General features: G+C 63.2%; 14 protein-coding genes. 12 read left to right on the forward strand and 2 right to left on the reverse strand.

What is annotated here, in order from left to right:
- The first annotated feature begins 8 nt into the window (after positions 1 to 8).
- The 11 genes from LOC59_RS00135 (at position 9) to LOC59_RS00185 (ending at position 12,686) form a co-directional block, all read left to right on the forward strand.
- Positions 9 to 1,094 carry a helix-turn-helix domain-containing protein gene (locus LOC59_RS00135; protein ID WP_229969993.1) on the forward strand — a complete coding sequence of 362 codons (1,086 nt, stop codon included), beginning with the start codon at positions 9 to 11 and terminating at the stop codon, positions 1,092 to 1,094.
- Positions 1,095 to 1,376: 282 nt separating this feature from the next.
- Complete coding sequence (locus LOC59_RS00140) at positions 1,377 to 2,411, forward strand: extracellular solute-binding protein (protein ID WP_229969996.1); 1,035 nt, start codon at positions 1,377 to 1,379, stop codon at positions 2,409 to 2,411.
- A gap of 31 nt (positions 2,412 to 2,442) precedes the next feature.
- Positions 2,443 to 3,624: an ABC transporter ATP-binding protein gene (locus tag LOC59_RS16715; protein WP_229969999.1), complete on the forward strand. Its 1,182-nt coding sequence runs from the start codon at positions 2,443 to 2,445 to the stop codon at positions 3,622 to 3,624.
- Positions 3,617 to 5,377 carry an ABC transporter permease gene (locus LOC59_RS00150; RefSeq protein ID WP_229970001.1) on the forward strand — a complete coding sequence of 587 codons (1,761 nt, stop codon included), beginning with the start codon at positions 3,617 to 3,619 and terminating at the stop codon, positions 5,375 to 5,377. The genes LOC59_RS16715 and LOC59_RS00150 overlap by 8 nt, the downstream gene beginning before the upstream one ends.
- A gap of 34 nt (positions 5,378 to 5,411) precedes the next feature.
- A complete protein-coding gene (locus tag LOC59_RS00155; RefSeq protein ID WP_229970003.1) occupies positions 5,412 to 6,182 on the forward strand; it encodes an HpcH/HpaI aldolase family protein in 771 nt (256 codons plus the stop codon).
- A gap of 52 nt (positions 6,183 to 6,234) precedes the next feature.
- Positions 6,235 to 7,020, forward strand: coding sequence for a 2-oxo-hept-4-ene-1,7-dioate hydratase (hpaH, locus tag LOC59_RS00160; RefSeq protein WP_229970006.1), 786 nt, complete (start codon positions 6,235 to 6,237; stop codon positions 7,018 to 7,020).
- On the forward strand, positions 7,005 to 7,817 hold the full coding sequence (locus tag LOC59_RS00165; protein ID WP_269440036.1) for an aldolase/citrate lyase family protein: 813 nt from the start codon (positions 7,005 to 7,007) through the stop codon (positions 7,815 to 7,817). The genes hpaH and LOC59_RS00165 overlap by 16 nt, the downstream gene beginning before the upstream one ends.
- A gap of 47 nt (positions 7,818 to 7,864) precedes the next feature.
- The gene (locus LOC59_RS00170; RefSeq protein WP_229970008.1) at positions 7,865 to 9,028 is read left to right on the forward strand and encodes a CaiB/BaiF CoA transferase family protein; all 1,164 of its coding nucleotides are present in this window, start codon (positions 7,865 to 7,867) and stop codon (positions 9,026 to 9,028) included.
- 14 nt (positions 9,029 to 9,042) lie between these two features.
- Positions 9,043 to 10,227, forward strand: a complete 1,185-nt coding sequence (locus LOC59_RS00175; protein ID WP_229970010.1) for an acyl-CoA dehydrogenase family protein — start codon at positions 9,043 to 9,045, stop codon at positions 10,225 to 10,227.
- A 48-nt stretch (positions 10,228 to 10,275) separates the two neighbouring features.
- Positions 10,276 to 11,790, forward strand: coding sequence for an aldehyde dehydrogenase family protein (locus tag LOC59_RS00180; RefSeq protein WP_229970013.1), 1,515 nt, complete (start codon positions 10,276 to 10,278; stop codon positions 11,788 to 11,790).
- Positions 11,787 to 12,686: a 3-hydroxyacyl-CoA dehydrogenase family protein gene (locus LOC59_RS00185; protein WP_229970016.1), complete on the forward strand. Its 900-nt coding sequence runs from the start codon at positions 11,787 to 11,789 to the stop codon at positions 12,684 to 12,686. The genes LOC59_RS00180 and LOC59_RS00185 overlap by 4 nt, the downstream gene beginning before the upstream one ends.
- A 65-nt stretch (positions 12,687 to 12,751) precedes the next feature.
- On the opposite strand, the gene LOC59_RS00190 is transcribed toward LOC59_RS00185, so the two are convergent.
- On the reverse strand, positions 12,752 to 13,648 hold the full coding sequence (locus LOC59_RS00190; RefSeq protein WP_229970019.1) for a YrzE family protein: 897 nt from the start codon (positions 13,646 to 13,648) through the stop codon (positions 12,752 to 12,754).
- Positions 13,649 to 13,768: 120 nt separating this feature from the next.
- Between LOC59_RS00190 and LOC59_RS00195 the strand changes: the two genes are divergently transcribed.
- Positions 13,769 to 14,269, forward strand: coding sequence for a DUF456 domain-containing protein (locus LOC59_RS00195; RefSeq protein WP_227895998.1), 501 nt, complete (start codon positions 13,769 to 13,771; stop codon positions 14,267 to 14,269).
- Between the two features lie 102 nt (positions 14,270 to 14,371).
- Here the strand turns inward: LOC59_RS00195 and LOC59_RS00200 are convergent, their stop codons facing one another.
- Positions 14,372 to 15,892, reverse strand: coding sequence for a S10 family peptidase (locus LOC59_RS00200; RefSeq protein WP_227895997.1), 1,521 nt, complete (start codon positions 15,890 to 15,892; stop codon positions 14,372 to 14,374).
- Positions 15,893 to 16,021: the final 129 nt, after the last annotated feature.

The following is a 16,021-nucleotide window of genomic DNA, read 5'->3' on the forward strand; positions in this document are numbered from 1 at the left end:
GAGAGGTCATGGAGACTTCACAATTGGCATACGTGGACCTGGTCCGCGCATCGGGGTCTAAATACCCGATCTCTGCGATTCTCAGCTGCCTTACGGACAACAGCGCCGCATGGGCAGCACTGGTTACTACCAGCGGCCGGTTGATCGAGTCCGTGCAGTCCGGGACCTCAGGCGAGGTAGACCAGGAAGCGCTTGCTGAAGCGGTGGCCATCATTCCCCGTCCATCGCTTAAACCGGCCACCGGCCGATCGGTTGCCGGGCAGGAGCTGATGGCGTTCCCTGTGGGTGCTGAGGGGCGTGCAACAGCGGTTCTGATTTTGGCCTGCGATGCGCCGCTGCATCCGGAGATGCACAGATTCGGCGCCAGCGCTGCCATGCTTCTGCGGCTGCTGCTGCGGGACATGCGCCGGCTCCAGACAGCGTCTCGCATGGTGCGGGACTCGATTACCCGGCTGATCTTTTCCCAGCGGATAGACAGCGCCTTGGAACTTGCGGCAGAGATGGGGCTGGCCACACCGCCCAGCCGGCCCCACATTGTCTGTGTCCGAGGAGTATCGGCATGGGATCCAGACGATCTCCTCGATTTGCTCGAAGCGGCAATGCCGCCTGATGCGCGTCAGCTGCTTGCGTATATCGACGACGATGAGCTGTGGCTCCTGCTGAACCGCGTCCAGTTTCAGGCTATGGCTCCCGAACTTGTGGCGCTGGTTGACCGGCACCCGGCCCTAAGGGTGCTGCTGACCGAGCAGGTGCCCGCAAATAAGCTCTCACATCGGTGGCAGCACTGGATGAACGACATCCGCAAGGCTCCTGCCGGCACCGTGGTGGACCGGTCCCATTATCAAGGAGAGACTCCCAGCGACTGGGTGCACAAACTTCAGCGCGACGGCAGTCCCCAGGTGGTGGAAGCGGTGGTCGAATACCTGCGCTGCCGGGGCCGCTGGGAAGCAGCAGCGGAGTCCTTGGCCCTCCACCGGAACACCCTGCGTTACCGTGTCTCCTCAGCCGAAAAGATGCTGGGCTTGGATCTCACGGATCCCACCACATCCAGCCGGCTCTGGCTCGCGCTACGCAGCGAAGGACTCGCTGACTGAGTCCAGCTAAACATTTAGGCAATCGCAGCCCCCGAATAACTTCGGACGGGCTGCTTTTGTCTAATTGGCGGTGAATACCACGATGAATACCACCCCCGGGCCATTCCAGCAAGAGGCATCCTGGCGTAATGGTCCATTCATCTAAATCTTCGGAAGTGCTTGGTTAGGCTGTCCCGAGACGTAATTCCTGAGGCACAGATACTGTCTTATGACCCGAGTGACACCCGTCACACCATGTTTGAATCCGCCACAGTGAAGTGGCGACACCCTTTGGAGCAATCGATGAACTCTGCGTTTAGCACCTTCCTCCCCCGAGTCGCCTGTTTGACGCTGGCCGCGGTTGCCCTGACCTCCTGCGGAGGCCAGAGTGCGGCTACAGAGCTTGGTACCGACTTCGCCGACATTGAGCAGCGGGCGTCAGACGAAGGGGAGCTGGTTGTCTACTCGGCGGCAACCGAGGACGTCAACGCTGCACTCGTTGAGGCGTTCCGGGAGGCGTATCCGGACATCTCGGTAACCATGACCCGGCTCTCTACGGGTGACCTGCGCAGCCGGTTCGCCTCGGAAACGTCAATTGGTGCCCAGAGCGCTGATGCTGTGATCGTCACCGACCCGCTCATGTTCAATCAGGATCCTGACTGGTTCCTGGGCCTGAACGAGGATGTGGTGCCGAACCTCGCCGACGTCCGGGAAGGATTTGCGCATGACGCCCATGTTGGGTTGGTGACCTCGCCGTGGGTGCTCACTTACAACACAGACAAGATCACGGCTGCTCCCGAGAGCTGGAAGGACCTGGGGAATCCAGAGCTTCTGAAGGATGCCACCTTGACTGATCCGCAGGTCGCTTCTGACAGCGTCCTCTCCTTCTACCAGCTCCTGATGGATGAATACGGCAGCGGATACCTGAAGAACCTCGGAGACAAGAATGACGATTGGTTCGATTCATCGGTTTCAGCCATCCAGAAGGTGGCAGCCGGACAGGTCGCCCTGTCAGCCCCCGGGGCCAAAGGCCACTCCCAGACACTGGTCAATTCGGGTGCCCCGCTGGGTGTAGTTATTCCGGAACCGGTGTTTGCCTTTACTAATCAGCTCGGTGTGGCCGCAGACGCCACCCATCCCAATGCTGCTTTGGTTTTCACGAACTTCATGCTCAGCCCCGCCGGCCAGTCCGCGTTCTGCGGTGACGGCCTGTACCTCTCCCTCGTGGAGAGCGAGGTCGAAGGCTGCAGCCCCACACCGGATGACGCACGCATTGCAGACCCACTGCGCGCAGTAAAAGACCGCGACACCATCCTCAGCGCGTTCGAACTCGACTAAGCCCAACTCTTCCCCCATAAGGAGGCCACCTGTGAGCCTTACCCAAATTCAGCCCGTTGCCCAAGGCGCCCCGGCAGCCGCTGAGACCAAGCCAATCCGTCTCTCCGTTCAAAACGTTGTGAAGGAATTCCAGCGGCATGAAGGAGAGTTCGTCAACGCCGTCGACGATGTGTCCTTTGACGTCCGAACCGGTGAACTGCTTGTCCTGCTTGGCCCAAGTGGATGCGGCAAGTCCACTTTGCTGCGATGCATCGCCGGCCTGGAGTCACCGACCAGCGGCTCGATTAGCATCAACGGCCAGCCCGCCTACGATTCCGCCTCAGGGATCGGCCTCGCCCCCAACGACCGGGATGTCAACATGATGTTCCAGTCCTATGCGCTGTGGCCGCACATGAACCTGCTTGAGAACGTGGCCTATCCGCTGCGTACGGCCGGGGTGAAGAAATCAGCGGCGCTCAGCCGGGCCGAGGAGTACCTGGATCTTGTCAGTCTCGGTGGGCTGGGTAAACAGCACCCCGGAATGATTAGCGGCGGCCAGCAGCAGCGCGTTGCGCTGGCGCGCACGCTCATCTCCGAGCCTTCAGTCGTATTGTTCGACGAGCCGCTGTCCAACGTGGACGCGAGAATCCGGGTAAAGCTCAGGTCGCTGCTGGTCCGGCTTCACAAGCAGTTGGAGTTCGCTGCGGTCTACGTCACCCACGACCAGGTGGAGGCTATGGGCCTTGGAACCAGGATTGCGGTAATGCGGCATGGAAAGGTGGACCAGCTCGCGTCGCCCGTGGCAGTCTACGAACGCCCGAGCAACCGCTCGACAGCGGAGTTCATTGGCGAGGCCAATTTCATGGAGGCCACTGTCAGCGAGCAGTCGGCGGACAGCATGAAGGTGAAGCTGTGCGGCAGGGAAATGCAGGTAAGCCGGCGTGCCGACGACCCGGTCTTCGAAGTCACCCCGGGTGACACCGTGACAGTGATGATCCGTCCGGAGAAGTGCCGGATTGTGCCTGCGGCAGCCGGAACCGGCGATGCCGAGGCCTGGCATGGCGTGGTCATATCCAGGACCTTCTCCGGGTCGCACACCGAATACCAGTGCCAGTTGGGCGAGCAGGTTGTGACTGTGTGGGCTTTCGGTGCCCCGGACCCGCAGCTTCGGGAACTCAGCGAGATCGAAGTCAGCATTCCCTCGGAGTTCCTGCGGGTGGTAACCGATGACTAGCAGCCCAACACTTCAAAGGCCTCAGGCGAAGGATCACCAAAACGCCCCCGGAGGGCCTCCTGTCCGGCGAGGCTGGGCCAAGACACTGAGCAACCGCGCCTTCGGCGGACTGCTTGTCGCGCTCTCGGCACTCGTGGTCTTCCTGGTTGCCTACCCCCTGTTCCAGATGTTCCAAAGGGCGGGCGGACCGCTGGATGCCTGGATCGAGCTGGTGAGGGAGCCGTGGTTCCCCGGTATGATCCGGGACACTGCGGTGGTGGTGGGCATTAGCGCTTTCCTGTCCCTGGCTATCGGCGCCCTCCTGGCCTGGGTCAACGAGCGCACGGACGCTGGCCTGGGATCGATCGGTGATTCCCTGCCGCTTATTCCGCTGTTCCTGCCGGCGGTCGCCCTGGCAGTTGGCTGGGTGGTCCTCGCCAGCCCTGAGGTGGGCCTGTTGTCGGGCGTGCTGGAACCCATGGGATTCCAGATCTATTCGGCCGCCGGAATGATCCTGGTGTACGTGCTTCTCACCGTTCCCTATACCTACCTTCCTATCGTTGCGGCGATGCGGTCCCTGGACCCGTCGCTGGAGGAGGCCGCACGTGCCTCAGGCGCGAGCACCCTGCGGGTTATCCGGACCATTTCGCTGCCGGCAGTGGCGCCGTCGCTCCTCTCCGGATTCATCCTTGCCACAATCATCGGGGCAGGTGTGTATTCCGTTCCGGCCATCATTGGCAGCGGGACGGACCTGGACATCATGTCCGTGCGGATTGTCCGCTCGATCCAGAACTCCTACCCAGTGGACTATGGCACCGCTGTGCGGCTGAGTGTCCTGCTGCTGGTGGTGCTGCTGGTTCTGTACTATCTCCAGCACTCCGTGATCTCAAAGCAGCGTTTTGCGCGGATGGGCGGCCAGGCGCCGAAGGTCGCCAGGATCGCGCTCGGCCGCTGGCGCTGGCCGGTACGGATGCTTGGGCTGACATACATCCTCTGCGCCGCCGTGCTTCCACTTGCTGCGGTGATCTACCTGAGCCTCCAGAAGTACTGGCAGCCGGACATTTTTGCCCCGAACTGGACCGTGGAGAATTTCCGGGTAATGGCCTCCGGGTCTGGCGGTGCCGTTGAAGGCATTGGCAACTCGGTGTTCCTGGGAATCACAGCGGGCTTCGTGGTCGTTATGGCAGCAACGCTGATATTGACCTACGCCCGCCAGTCCAACAACTGGGTTTCCAAAGCGGCGGGGGCAGCAGCCAAGTTTCCCGGGGTTGTCCCTGGTGCAGTCCTGGCGGCGGCATTCATATTCGCGTTCGCCGCTGCCCCTTTCAACCTCGGCGGCACACTGCTGATTATGGGCATGGCGTACTTCGTTTCATTCCTGCCCTACGCAGTGATCTCCCTTGAAGGAACCTCCGCTCAAATCGACGGCAGCTTGGAAGACGCCTCCCGCCTCTGCGGAGCGGGAGCCGGGCGGACCTTTGGACAGATTGTGCTGCCGCTGCTGCGCCCGGGCATTCTTGCCACCTTCGCCTTGGTGTTCGTGCGGATCATCGGCGACCTTGAGGTGGCCGTGCTCCTCGGCACCGGCCAGACCCCCATGGTCAGTGCGTTGCTGTTCCAGGTCTGGGGAGAAGGGCTGTTCACCCAGGTGGCAGCTGTTGCCGTGATGATGACAGCGGTTTCCGCCGTCGTCGTGATCCTGATGATGTGGCTCTCACGTCCTGCTTGGGTGCGGAAGATGCACGCTCGAAACCGAAAGGCTCTGAAGCGTTGAACGCGTTGGAAAGTGCCGCTGCGGGGGCCCTGCCATGACCCTGAAGGATCAGCTGGCATCCGGCGAACCCCAGTATGGGCTGTGGATGGGGCTCGCGAATCCGTACTCTGCCGAAATCTGTGCCGGATCAGGTGCGGACTGGGTGCTGATCGACGGCGAGCACGCGCCCAACACCCTGACGACCGTTCTGGGACAGGTACAGTCAGCCCGCGGCATCGTGGAGGTTATGGCTCGAACTCCGGACCGCGATCCGACGCTAATCAAGCAGTACCTCGACCTGGGGGTGCGGAACCTCCTGGTGCCGGGAGTCGAGACGCCAGAACATGCAGCTGAGGTGGTTGCGGCGACGCGTTACCCTCCGGCGGGTAACCGCGGGGTGGCCAGCACACTGAACAGGGCGGCCGACTTCGGGCGCCACGCCGATTACCTCAGGACAGCCCACGAATCCATCTGTCTTTTTGTGCAGATCGAGTCTGCTGCAGGGTTGGAGTCGGTCAAGGAAATCGCCCTGGTCCAAGGCGTCGACGGCGTTTTTGTTGGGACGGGAGATCTGGCTGCCTCGCTTGGCCACCTCGGGAACGCCCGGCATCCGGAGGTCCGTGAAGCGCTGGGTCATGTGCTTGAGACAGTCCAGAGTGTGGGCAGGCACTTTGGGCTCTACGCAAGCTCGCCCGCTGACAGCCGTGAGTGGGCGATGAAGGGAGCCGCCCTGGTGGCGGTCGGCAGTGATATCGGTGTCCTTCAGCGCGGGACCCGCCAACTCTTTCAGCAGGTACGCGGGGACGTCATCAGGACCGGATGGTGAATACCCGTCACCGCTGGGCCTCCACCCCTCACCCTCAAACGAAAGGCTGACCATGCTCAGTGACGAGACCATCACTGCCATAGCCGACGAACTCGTCGAAGCGGGGCGGACCCGCGTTCCGATTGAACGGCTGACTGCACGGTATCCGGACATGGATGTCCAGGATTCGTACCGGGTGCAAGACCTCTGGCGCCGGCGCTCTGAAGCCAACGGGCGCCGCCTGGCCGGCCGCAAGATCGGTCTGACATCCAGGGCCATGCAGGCGGCCGTCGGCATTACGGAGCCGGATTACGGGATCATTTTTGATGACATGGTGCTGGAAAACGGCAGCAGCATCCAGTGGGACGACTACACCCATCCGCGTGTGGAAGTGGAGTTGGCATTTGTCCTGGGCAAAGCCATCCGCGGACCCAATGCGACAGTCTTCGATGTCCTCGATGCAACAAAGTACGTTGTTCCGGCGCTGGAGATTCTGGACTCGCGCATCGAGATGGAGGGCCGGACCATCGTTGACACCATCAGCGACAACGCCGCAATGGGAGCAATGGTTGTTGGCGGCAACCCCGTCGACCCTCAGGCCGTGGATCTGCGCTGGATCTCAGCGATCCTCTATAAGAACCAGACGGTGGAAGAGACGGGCGTGGCGGCGGGCGTTCTGAATCACCCAGCGGCTGGAGTTTACTGGCTGGCTAACGCAATCGCGGCCCACGGCGATGGACTCGGGGCCGGGGAAATCATCCTGGCAGGCTCCTTCACCCGCCCGCTGTGGGTACATAAAGGCGACACCATTGCCGCGGACTACGGAAAGCTTGGGACAGTCACATGCCGTTTCGAATAGACCCTCCGAGGTCCTTCAAGGATCTGTTCGGAGGCGGCGGCACGGCAGCGGGAATGTTCCTGAATTCGGGCGACGCCGGCGTCGCCGAGATCTGCGCCGGGTCCGGCCTGGACTATCTGCTGATCGACGGGGAGCACGGGCCGATGGGCCTCGAATCCGTCCTGGCCCAGCTCCGGGCGATCGCCGGATACCCGCCAGTGGCCGTCGTCCGGGTCCCGGTCAACGACCCGGTGGTGATCAAGCAGTTCCTGGACATCGGCGCCCAGTCGCTGATTGTGCCCATGGTCCACAACGCGGATCAGGCCCGGCAGGCAGCGGAGGCAACGCGATATCCTCCGCAGGGTGTGCGCGGTGTCGGTGCCGCACTGGCACGTTCAGCCCGCTGGAACCGCGTCCCTGACTATCTGGCCCGGGCCAATGACTTCATCTCGCTGTTCGTGCAGATTGAGTCCGTAGAAGCTGCAGCCAACACCGCTGCGATCGCTGCCACGGAAGGGATCGACGGCATCTTCATCGGTCCCGCGGATATGGCAGCGACTATGGGCTTGCTCGGGCAGCAGGAACACCCCGAGGTGGTCGAATCGGTCATGCGTGTTATTCGGACCGTCAAGGCCCAGGGCAAGATCGTGGGCGTTAATGCCTTCCAGGAATCTCAGGCCCGTGCCTATGCCGAGGCCGGTGCAGATTTCATCAATGTCGGCGCCGACGTAGCCCTTCTCGCCCGTGGTGCCGAAGCGCTCGCTGCCAAGTACAGCCGGAGTGCCGCAAAAGGCACCTCGGCGCCGTCGAGCTACTAGCCATTGCCATGCAGCACGTAACCCTGGATCAGGGAAGTCAGGACAAGATGCCTCAGCCCTTAAACAACATCAGGATTGTCGACCTGTCGCGGATTCTGGCCGGCCCCCTGGCATCGATGATGCTTGCAGATTTCGGAGCCGACGTCCTCAAGGTTGAAAGCCCGTTCGGGGACGAAACCCGCAGCTGGTGCCCGCCGGTAACGCCGGACGGAACCAGCACCTATTTCACCGCCGTAAACCGGAACAAGCGTTCCGTGGTGGTCGACTTCAATAACCCGGACGATCTGGCCTCCCTGATGGAACACATCATGGAAGCCGACGTGGTAATTGAGAACTTCCGACCTGGAGTCCTCACTAAATTCGGTCTCGGCTACGACCAGCTCAAGGACCATAACCCCAAGCTGGTGTACTGCTCCATTTCAGGATTTGGGGACCGGCAGGGCGCCCGCCTTCCTGGGTTCGACCTGCTGGTCCAGGCGCTGGGGGGACTCATGAGCATCACCGGGGAGCCGGATGGCCCGCCCAGCAAGGTCGGAGTGGCGCTGGTAGATGTGCTTGCCGCGCAGAACGCAATAACTGGAATCCTGCTGGCGCTGCGGGAGCGGGAACAGTCAGGGAAAGGGCAGCAGGTCAGGATTTCGCTGCTCACCTCCCTGCTGGCAGGCTTGACCAACCAGGCCAGCGGGACCCTCGCCACGGGAGAGGCGCCGGCCCGCCTTGGTAACGCGCACCCAAGCATCGCGCCGTATGAAACCTTCGAAACGGCTGACGGCGTACTCGCGGTGGGCGTCGGCAACGACAGGCAGTTTGCATCCCTGATCGGTGAGCTTCGGCTCCAGGGCCTGGGCCGGGACGGACGATTCGCAACTAATGCGCTGAGGGTGAAGCACAGGCGGGAGTTGAAGGTGCTGATCGAGGAGGCACTTCAAGGCCGGACTGCCGCGGAATGGCAGAGGAGGCTTATGTCAGCCGGCGTCCCGGCCGGCAAGGTGAACTCCGTGCTGGAGGCCATCGAATTTGCCGAGTCCCTGGGCCTGGAACCAGTTGTTGCCATAACCGACGGATCGAATGGGCGAACCACACGCCATATTGCTAATCCCATCGCGCTCTCCCGGACGCCCGCCCTGTACACCCGTGTTCCTCCTGGCTTGGGCGAACATCAAGACCTTCTATGCAGCACGACCCCCATCCATTATTCGAACCCCAGCTAATAAGGGAAAGACAGATGACTACCGACGCACTGACAACCGAACTTGAACCGAGCGATCTCATTGATTTCGATGCCCTGCTCTCTCCCGACGAACTGAAATTGCGGAACCAGGTCCGGGCGTTTGTCCAGGCGGAAATAAAACCGAACATCGCGGCTTGGTACGAAGACGCGCACTTTCCTCTGGAGATCGTCCCCAAGATGGCCAAGCTTGGCCTGCTGGGAATGCATCTGGACGGTTATGGCTGCGCCGGGCGTTCCGCAGTGGAATACGGATTGGCCGGGGCGGAACTGGAAGCCGGTGACTCCGGGCTGCGGACTTTCGTCTCGGTCCAGGGCTCGCTGGCCATGTCCGCCATCCACAAACACGGCTCGGAAGAACAAAAGAAGCAGTGGCTGCCGGCCATGGCTGCAGGCCAGGCCATCGGGTGCTTCGGCCTCACTGAACCCACAGCGGGTTCCGACCCCTCCAGCATGACCACCTTTGCCCGCCGCGACGGCGATGACTGGGTGCTCAACGGTACCAAGCGCTGGATCGGTCTGGCATCCGTAGCGCAAGTGGCCGTGATCTGGGCGCAGACCGAGGGCGGTATTCGGGGATTCGTGGTCCCCACCGAGACCCCCGGATTCACCGCCACCCCGATTGAACCGAAACTCTCTATGCGGGCCTCGATCCAGTGCGAAATTGAACTGACTGAAGTGCGCCTGCCCGCTGAGGCCGTCCTTCCCGGCGCCGTAGGCCTCAGGGGACCCTTCTCCTGCCTGAACGAGGCCCGTTACGGCATTATCTGGGGTGCCATGGGTGCGGCACGGGACGCCTTTGAGGATGCACTGGCCTATGCCCAGACGCGGATGCAGTTCGAGAAACCGCTGGCCGGGTATCAGCTGACCCAGCAGAAGCTGGTGGACATGGCCCTGGAGATCAACAAAGGATTCCTGCTGGCGCTGCACATCGGACGCAAGAAAGACGCCGGGACGCTGGGCCTCCACCAGATCTCTCTGGGCAAGCTGAACAACTGCCGGGAGGCGATCGCCATTTGCCGGGAAGCCCGGACAATACTGGGCGGGAACGGCATCACCTTGGACTACTCTCCGCTGCGTCACGCGAACAACCTGGAATCCGTTCGGACCTATGAGGGAACCGACGAGGTGCACACGCTGATTCTGGGCAACAAGCTCACCGGCGTCCCGGCCTTCCGCTAGAGATATCTGTGCAGTCGAACTGTGCCCTTGGATGAAATGGACAGGAATATGGAAACGACCACCGACCTTGCTCAGGCCCCGCTGCGCGAGCCTGCAGGACTGCAGATCTACGTCAACGGCGAATGGAGTGAGGGCAGGGGCGCCACCTTGGTCTCAGCCAATCCCGCGAGGCCGGGAGAAATTGTTGCGCACGGCGCGGAAGCAGTCGCCTCTGATGTACGCGCGGCGATGGCCGCAGCCCGGTCGGCCGCGCCCGGGTGGGCCCGCACTCCGATGCATGAGCGTGGTGCGGTGCTTGTCCGAGCTGCAGAGTACCTCGAAAGCAACTCCGAGGCGTGGGGCCTGGAGCTGGCACGCGAGGAAGGTAAGACCCTTGCGGAAGGGATTGGGGAGGTGGCCCGGGCCGCTCAAATCCTCCGGTATTACGGCAACGAGGGGGACAGGCCGGCAGGGGAGGTTTTCTCGTCCCCGCGCCGGGGTGAGCGGATCCTCGTTACCCGCAGGCCGCTCGGGGTTGTGGGGGTCATTACGCCATTCAACTTTCCGATCGCTATCCCGGCGTGGAAGATAGCGCCCGCACTTATTTACGGGAACACGGTGGTGTTCAAACCCGCCAGCCTGGTGCCGCTGCTGGCGATGCGGCTGGTGCAGGCATTGGAAGCGGCTGGACTGCCGGCAGGAGTCCTGAACCTCGTGTTCGGCTCTGGAGAACTGGGCAACGAACTCGTGGAGCACCCTGACCTGGACGGCCTCACCTTCACGGGCTCCACAGGTGTGGGCCGGACCCTTTCGGGGAAAGCCGCACTGCGGGGACTTCCGGTGCAGGCAGAGATGGGCGGAAAAAATGCGTCGATCGTCCTGGCCGATGCAGACCTGGAACTCGCCGTTGGCCAGGTCCTCTTCGGGGCGTTCCGTTCCAGCGGGCAGAAGTGCACTGCAACATCCAGGCTGATCCTTCAGGAAGAAATTGCGGACGAGTTCCTGGAACGGCTCCAATCCCGTCTGCAGGAATGGGTTGTGGGTGATCCGGTGGACCCTGCCACCCACATGGGTCCGGTGGTCTCCGCAGCGGCCGCTGATGAAATACGCGCGGCTATCCGTACCGCTCTGGACCAGGGTGCCAAGCTGGTCTGCGGAAGCACACCGGACCCCGCTGACGGCGGAATCTCCCTTGCAACAGGCAGTTTTCTCACACCTTCGGTGTTGGAGATACCGGCGGGGGACGCGGCGGAGAATATCGTGTGGCGGGAAGAACTGTTTGGGCCGGTGCTGGCCGTACGCCGTGCCGCAAATGTTCAGGACGCCTTCGATCTTGCCAACGAAAGTGAGTTCGGGCTGAGCGCCGCAGTGTTTACGCAGGATGCCACCCGTATCCTGGACGCGCTCGATGAACTTGACGTTGGCATCCTGCACATAAACTCCGAGTCTGCCGGGGCTGATCCGCACGTTCCGTTCGGCGGGACGAAGAAATCCGGTTACGGGCCCAAGGAACAGGGCAGCGCGGCCCGCGAGTTCTTCACCCACACCACTACTGTCTATCTGCGCGGAGGCAGTTCGGCATGAGCTTAGCTGTGTATACGGACCCTGATCTTCGGAACACCCGCGTCATGGTCGTGGGGGCTGGAACGATGGGCCGGCAGATCGCCATGACCGCCGCTCTGGCCGGATTCCCAACCATCCTTCAGGACATCTCAGCTGAGGGACTGGCCGCAGCGGAACACGATTTGGCGCACTGGGCCAAGGGCCGGGTGGACAAGCAAAAGCTGAGGGAGGAGGACGCGTCAGCGGCGCTGGGGCGTATCGAGTATGCAGGCGACCTGTCCGCAGCGGCCCGTGCCGACGTCGTCATCGAAGCCGCCACCGAGCGGCTGGACATCAAGCGGGACATTTTTGCCGAACTTGGGCGAATTTGTCCGCCCCATACGATCCTTGTCACCAATTCTTCGACGCTGGGGTCCTCCAAGATCGCGCGGGAGTCAGGCCGCCCCGACAAGGTCTGCAACATGCACTTCTTTAATCCGGCCCTGGTGATGAAGTGCGTCGAGGTGGTGCGACATGAAGCCACCTCACAGCAGACCGTGGAGGCAGTCATGGCATTGGCGCGTGCTTTCGGCAAGGAACCAGTGCTGATCAACCGGGAGATTCCCGGTTTTATCGCCAACCGGCTGATGGGGGCGATTCAGCGTGAAGCCATGGCACTGGCGGAGGCCGGTGTGGCCACCCGCGAGGACATCGACGCCACCGCCCGGACTGCCCTCGGCCATCCCATGGGCCCGTTCGCGCTCATGGACATGGTCGGACTGGACGTCATTCACTTCATGGCGGAGTGCACCTATGCCGAAACCGGGGATCCGGCGGATAGGCCCAGCACCGCAGTCGCCGCACTCGTGGAAGAGGGTCGCCTGGGCAGGAAATCGGGTGCGGGGTTCTACGAGTACGGTCCGGCCGCAGCGGGATAGCGGTTCGGAACGCATAAACCGGCCCCGCATCGCTGTCCGCGGGGCCGGCTTTCGCGTTCCGGGGGTTAGGCCGTTGCCGGGGTGAACTTGGCGCGGTCCACCCGGCGGTGGAAGCGCATGCCGGCCAGTCCGCCCAGAATGGCACCGATGAGGCTGACCACCACGGTAGCCAGGAGCGCCAGCCAGGTTCCGGCGCTCACGTCGCCCAGGTCCTGGGGCAGGGATGCCACAGTGTTCAGCTGGGTGAGGCTGCGGATGTCATCGTTCAGGATCAGGCCCAGGATGATGACGACGGCGGCGGCCACCAGCGCCCAGAGCCACACGGCCACACCCTGCTTGGCTCCGTTGAACCGTGCCATCCGCCCTGCGACGTAGCCGCCGGCGTAGTAGGCGAGCAGCAGGACAGCCAACGTGATGATCGCTCCGACCAGGTTGGCGGACTGGTTGGAGGTGACCTGGTCCAGGGCGGCGCCCAGGTCGCTGTCAGTCGAGACGCCGACTGCAGCACCAATGGCTGCGGCCAGGGCGGAGAGGAGCACCACCATGCCGGTGGCGGTCAGCCACCCGAAGAACGCAGCTCCGAACTTGATGCCGCCGAAGCGCTCGCGTTCTGCCGCCAGCAGCGCTTCCCGGTTCGGCATGACAGGTTGCTCTGCGGCCTGGTGGCGGCCGTCGTGTCCGTCAGTCCGGTGGGCGGTGCCGTCCGGGTCCCTGGTGCCGGTGGCGCCGGTGTTCAGCACTTCCGTGTCATTGGTGCCGGAACTGCCTGAATTGCCGGTGGTTTCGGCGCGGCCGGTGTGTTCCCCGCGCGAAGGTGTCTCCAGCCGGCGGGTGACGTCCGGCTCGTTGTCGGTGCTGGATGGGCGGGGCGATGCGGTGCCCGCGTCCTCGCGGGAAGGGGTTTCGTCTGCCTGCCGGCGGCGGGGTTCACCCGCAGCGGTGCTGCCTGATTCGGTACTCATCTGCTTCTCCTGTTGCCGTTGGGGTGCCGGACTGAAGGTGATGACTTCATAAGTAACCTTACTGTAGCGTCAGTTGTCTGGTTTCTGCCTCCGGGCCCGCCGCGTGGAAGACTTGGCCGCATGGATACGGACCTCATCATCACCCTCGTCGCCGGCCTGCTGATCGCCGTGGGTGTGGCAGGAATTGTGGTGCCTGTGCTTCCCGGCAGCATCCTGATTCTCTTGGCGTTCCTGGGCTGGGCCATTGGTGTCAGCAGCGGCGCCGGCTGGTGGTCGTTCGCTTTCGGAGCCCTGTTCGCGCTGACGGGGCTGTCCGCCAGTGCTGTCCTGACCGGCAGGAAGCTGAAACAGCGGCAAATCCCCAACCGTTCCGTGCTGATTGGTCTGGCTGCGGGCATTGCCGGGATGTTCTTTATTCCGGTGGTGGGGCTGATCGTCGGGTTTGCCGGCGGGCTCCTGCTCAGCGAATACGCCCGCCAGCGCAGCTTCCCGGCAGCGGCGTCGTCCTCCTGGGCTGCACTGAAGGCCACTGGACTGGGAATGCTGGTGGAACTTGGGCTGGCGCTCGCGGCCGGAACGGCGTGGATCATCGGCGTCTGGATCCACTTCGCCACGCGTTAGCGGCTCACATCATTCCGCGGCAGGCCGTTTTGGCCGGTAGGTACGTCCTTTTCCCCGGCCCGAGATGATGACGCCCACCGACTGGGCCGCCGCCGAATAGACCTATCCTGCGGGCGGTGAAACGAACTCCGCAAGGGCAGCAAGCTGGCCCAGCCGTGCCTCGGGCTGCAGGTACATCATGTGTCCGGCTTCGTAATAGTGGTGGGTGAAGCGCGCGCGGGCTGCGCCGGTCAGGCGCATGTGTGCCCAGACGTACTCCGCGGCGTAGTGGGGCGTGGCGCCGTCGTAGTAGCCGTAGTCCACATGCACCCGCAGGGTCGGGTTATGTGCCATCAGCCGCTCCAGGGTCTGCGTGACGTCTATCGGCACGCCCTCGAAATCCTTGTAGCTCCACGGCTGGACCCGGCCGGTCAGGACTTCATACGGAAGGTCGTTTTCGTAGCCGAGCTCAGCGCGGACGTAGTGGTTGATCGCCGCGGAGTACGGACCGTTGATCGCAGCCAGGCTGGGATCGTCCCAGTTCACGGAGGCCTGCGGGTCTTCGGCCGGAGCCGTGAAGCGCCCGTCGATCCGTCCCACGGCCAGCTCCTGCCCGCGGAGAAGTTCAGCGGAGAACTGGGCGTAGTCCCAGCGCAGGTTGGTGCGGCGGATGAACCCTGGGTCCAGGGTGGTGAGCTCGGCCAGCCGCTGCACCGCGGCGTCGAACTCTTCCTCGGTCAGGCGGGAGCCCTGGCTGAGGGCATACCCATAGTCCCTTGCCGCGTATTCCTCCGCGTCGCGGACCACATCGGCCAGCTCCCTGCCTGGATGCCTCCCGTGATAGTGCGCGATCGCCGCGTAGGTGGGCAGGTGCAGGGCGTAGGGCGTGTCCACGCCGGGGGCGAACATGAGGGTGCCCATATTCAGGACGGTGGAGATGAGGCCAAGCCCGTTGACGGACATCCCGTAGGCATCGAAGAGGCGGCCGGCGACGGCGACGGCGCGCAGCGTGCCGTAGGACTCGCCCACCAGGTACTTCGGGCTCAGCCATCGGTTGTTCCGGGTGGTCCAGAGCCGGATGACTTCCGCCACCAGGTCGCGGTCCTGCTCGAAGGCGTGGAACTCGTCCGCGGCGTTCCCGTCCACCACACGGGAGAATCCGGTGTTGACCGGGTCGATCATGACCAGGTCGGCGTGTTCCAGCAGGGTCTGCGGATTGTCGACCAGCCCGTAGGGGGCGGCCGTGAGGTTACCGGCGTCGCCCGAATCCACCAGGCGCGGCCCCAGCAGGCCCAGATGCAGCCAGACCGAAGAGGAGCCCGGACCGCCGTTGAAGGCGAAGACGACGGGACGCGGATTGGGGGAGCTGCCGGCGTCGTCGCGGTCCGCCGTGTAGGCGGCGAGGAAGATTTCCGCCTTCGGCTGGAACCCGTCCGCTTTGCCGTCAGTGGTTCCTTCCCGCCGGAACACGATCCGGCCCGTGGTGGTGGTGTAGGCGAGGCCGGAGGGGAGGACATGCCGGCGCACCGAAAGATCATCGCTGACCTGCGCGGGTCCAACCGGGTCCTTGGCGGCACCGGCAGGGTCGGTGCCGGCGGGCTGCGGGCCGGCGGACTGAGGCGAGGCGGGCTGCTGGGAAGACATACGCCAAGACTAGTTCGTCACAAAACGTTCATGATGAGCACTTTCTTGTGTCGCAGCTCACAGGGACCCTATAGTGCTCGTAGTTCTTTATCTGAAGCATGTGTTCGATTATCGGATTCACAGCGTGGC

The sequence above is a fragment of the Arthrobacter sp. zg-Y916 genome (genome assembly GCF_020907385.1).
GTDB lineage: Bacteria > Actinomycetota > Actinomycetes > Actinomycetales > Micrococcaceae > Arthrobacter_B > Arthrobacter_B caoxuetaonis.

Bases quoted from the DNA above. Each gene is read 5' to 3' on its own strand.
- LOC59_RS00135 (WP_229969993.1), top strand. From the start codon at position 9: ATGGAGACTTCACAATTGGCATACGTGGACCTGGTCCGCGCATCGGGG.
- LOC59_RS00140 (WP_229969996.1), top strand. From the start codon at position 1,377: ATGAACTCTGCGTTTAGCACCTTCCTCCCCCGAGTCGCCTGTTTGACG.
- LOC59_RS00150 (WP_229970001.1), top strand. From the start codon at position 3,617: ATGACTAGCAGCCCAACACTTCAAAGGCCTCAGGCGAAGGATCACCAA.
- LOC59_RS00155 (WP_229970003.1), top strand. From the start codon at position 5,412: ATGACCCTGAAGGATCAGCTGGCATCCGGCGAACCCCAGTATGGGCTG.
- hpaH (WP_229970006.1), top strand. From the start codon at position 6,235: ATGCTCAGTGACGAGACCATCACTGCCATAGCCGACGAACTCGTCGAA.
- LOC59_RS00165 (WP_269440036.1), top strand. From the start codon at position 7,005: ATGCCGTTTCGAATAGACCCTCCGAGGTCCTTCAAGGATCTGTTCGGA.
- LOC59_RS00170 (WP_229970008.1), top strand. From the start codon at position 7,865: ATGCCTCAGCCCTTAAACAACATCAGGATTGTCGACCTGTCGCGGATT.
- LOC59_RS00175 (WP_229970010.1), top strand. From the start codon at position 9,043: ATGACTACCGACGCACTGACAACCGAACTTGAACCGAGCGATCTCATT.
- LOC59_RS00180 (WP_229970013.1), top strand. From the start codon at position 10,276: ATGGAAACGACCACCGACCTTGCTCAGGCCCCGCTGCGCGAGCCTGCA.
- LOC59_RS00185 (WP_229970016.1), top strand. From the start codon at position 11,787: ATGAGCTTAGCTGTGTATACGGACCCTGATCTTCGGAACACCCGCGTC.
- LOC59_RS00190 (WP_229970019.1), bottom strand. From the start codon at position 13,648: ATGAGTACCGAATCAGGCAGCACCGCTGCGGGTGAACCCCGCCGCCGG.
- LOC59_RS00195 (WP_227895998.1), top strand. From the start codon at position 13,769: ATGGATACGGACCTCATCATCACCCTCGTCGCCGGCCTGCTGATCGCC.
- LOC59_RS00200 (WP_227895997.1), bottom strand. From the start codon at position 15,892: ATGTCTTCCCAGCAGCCCGCCTCGCCTCAGTCCGCCGGCCCGCAGCCC.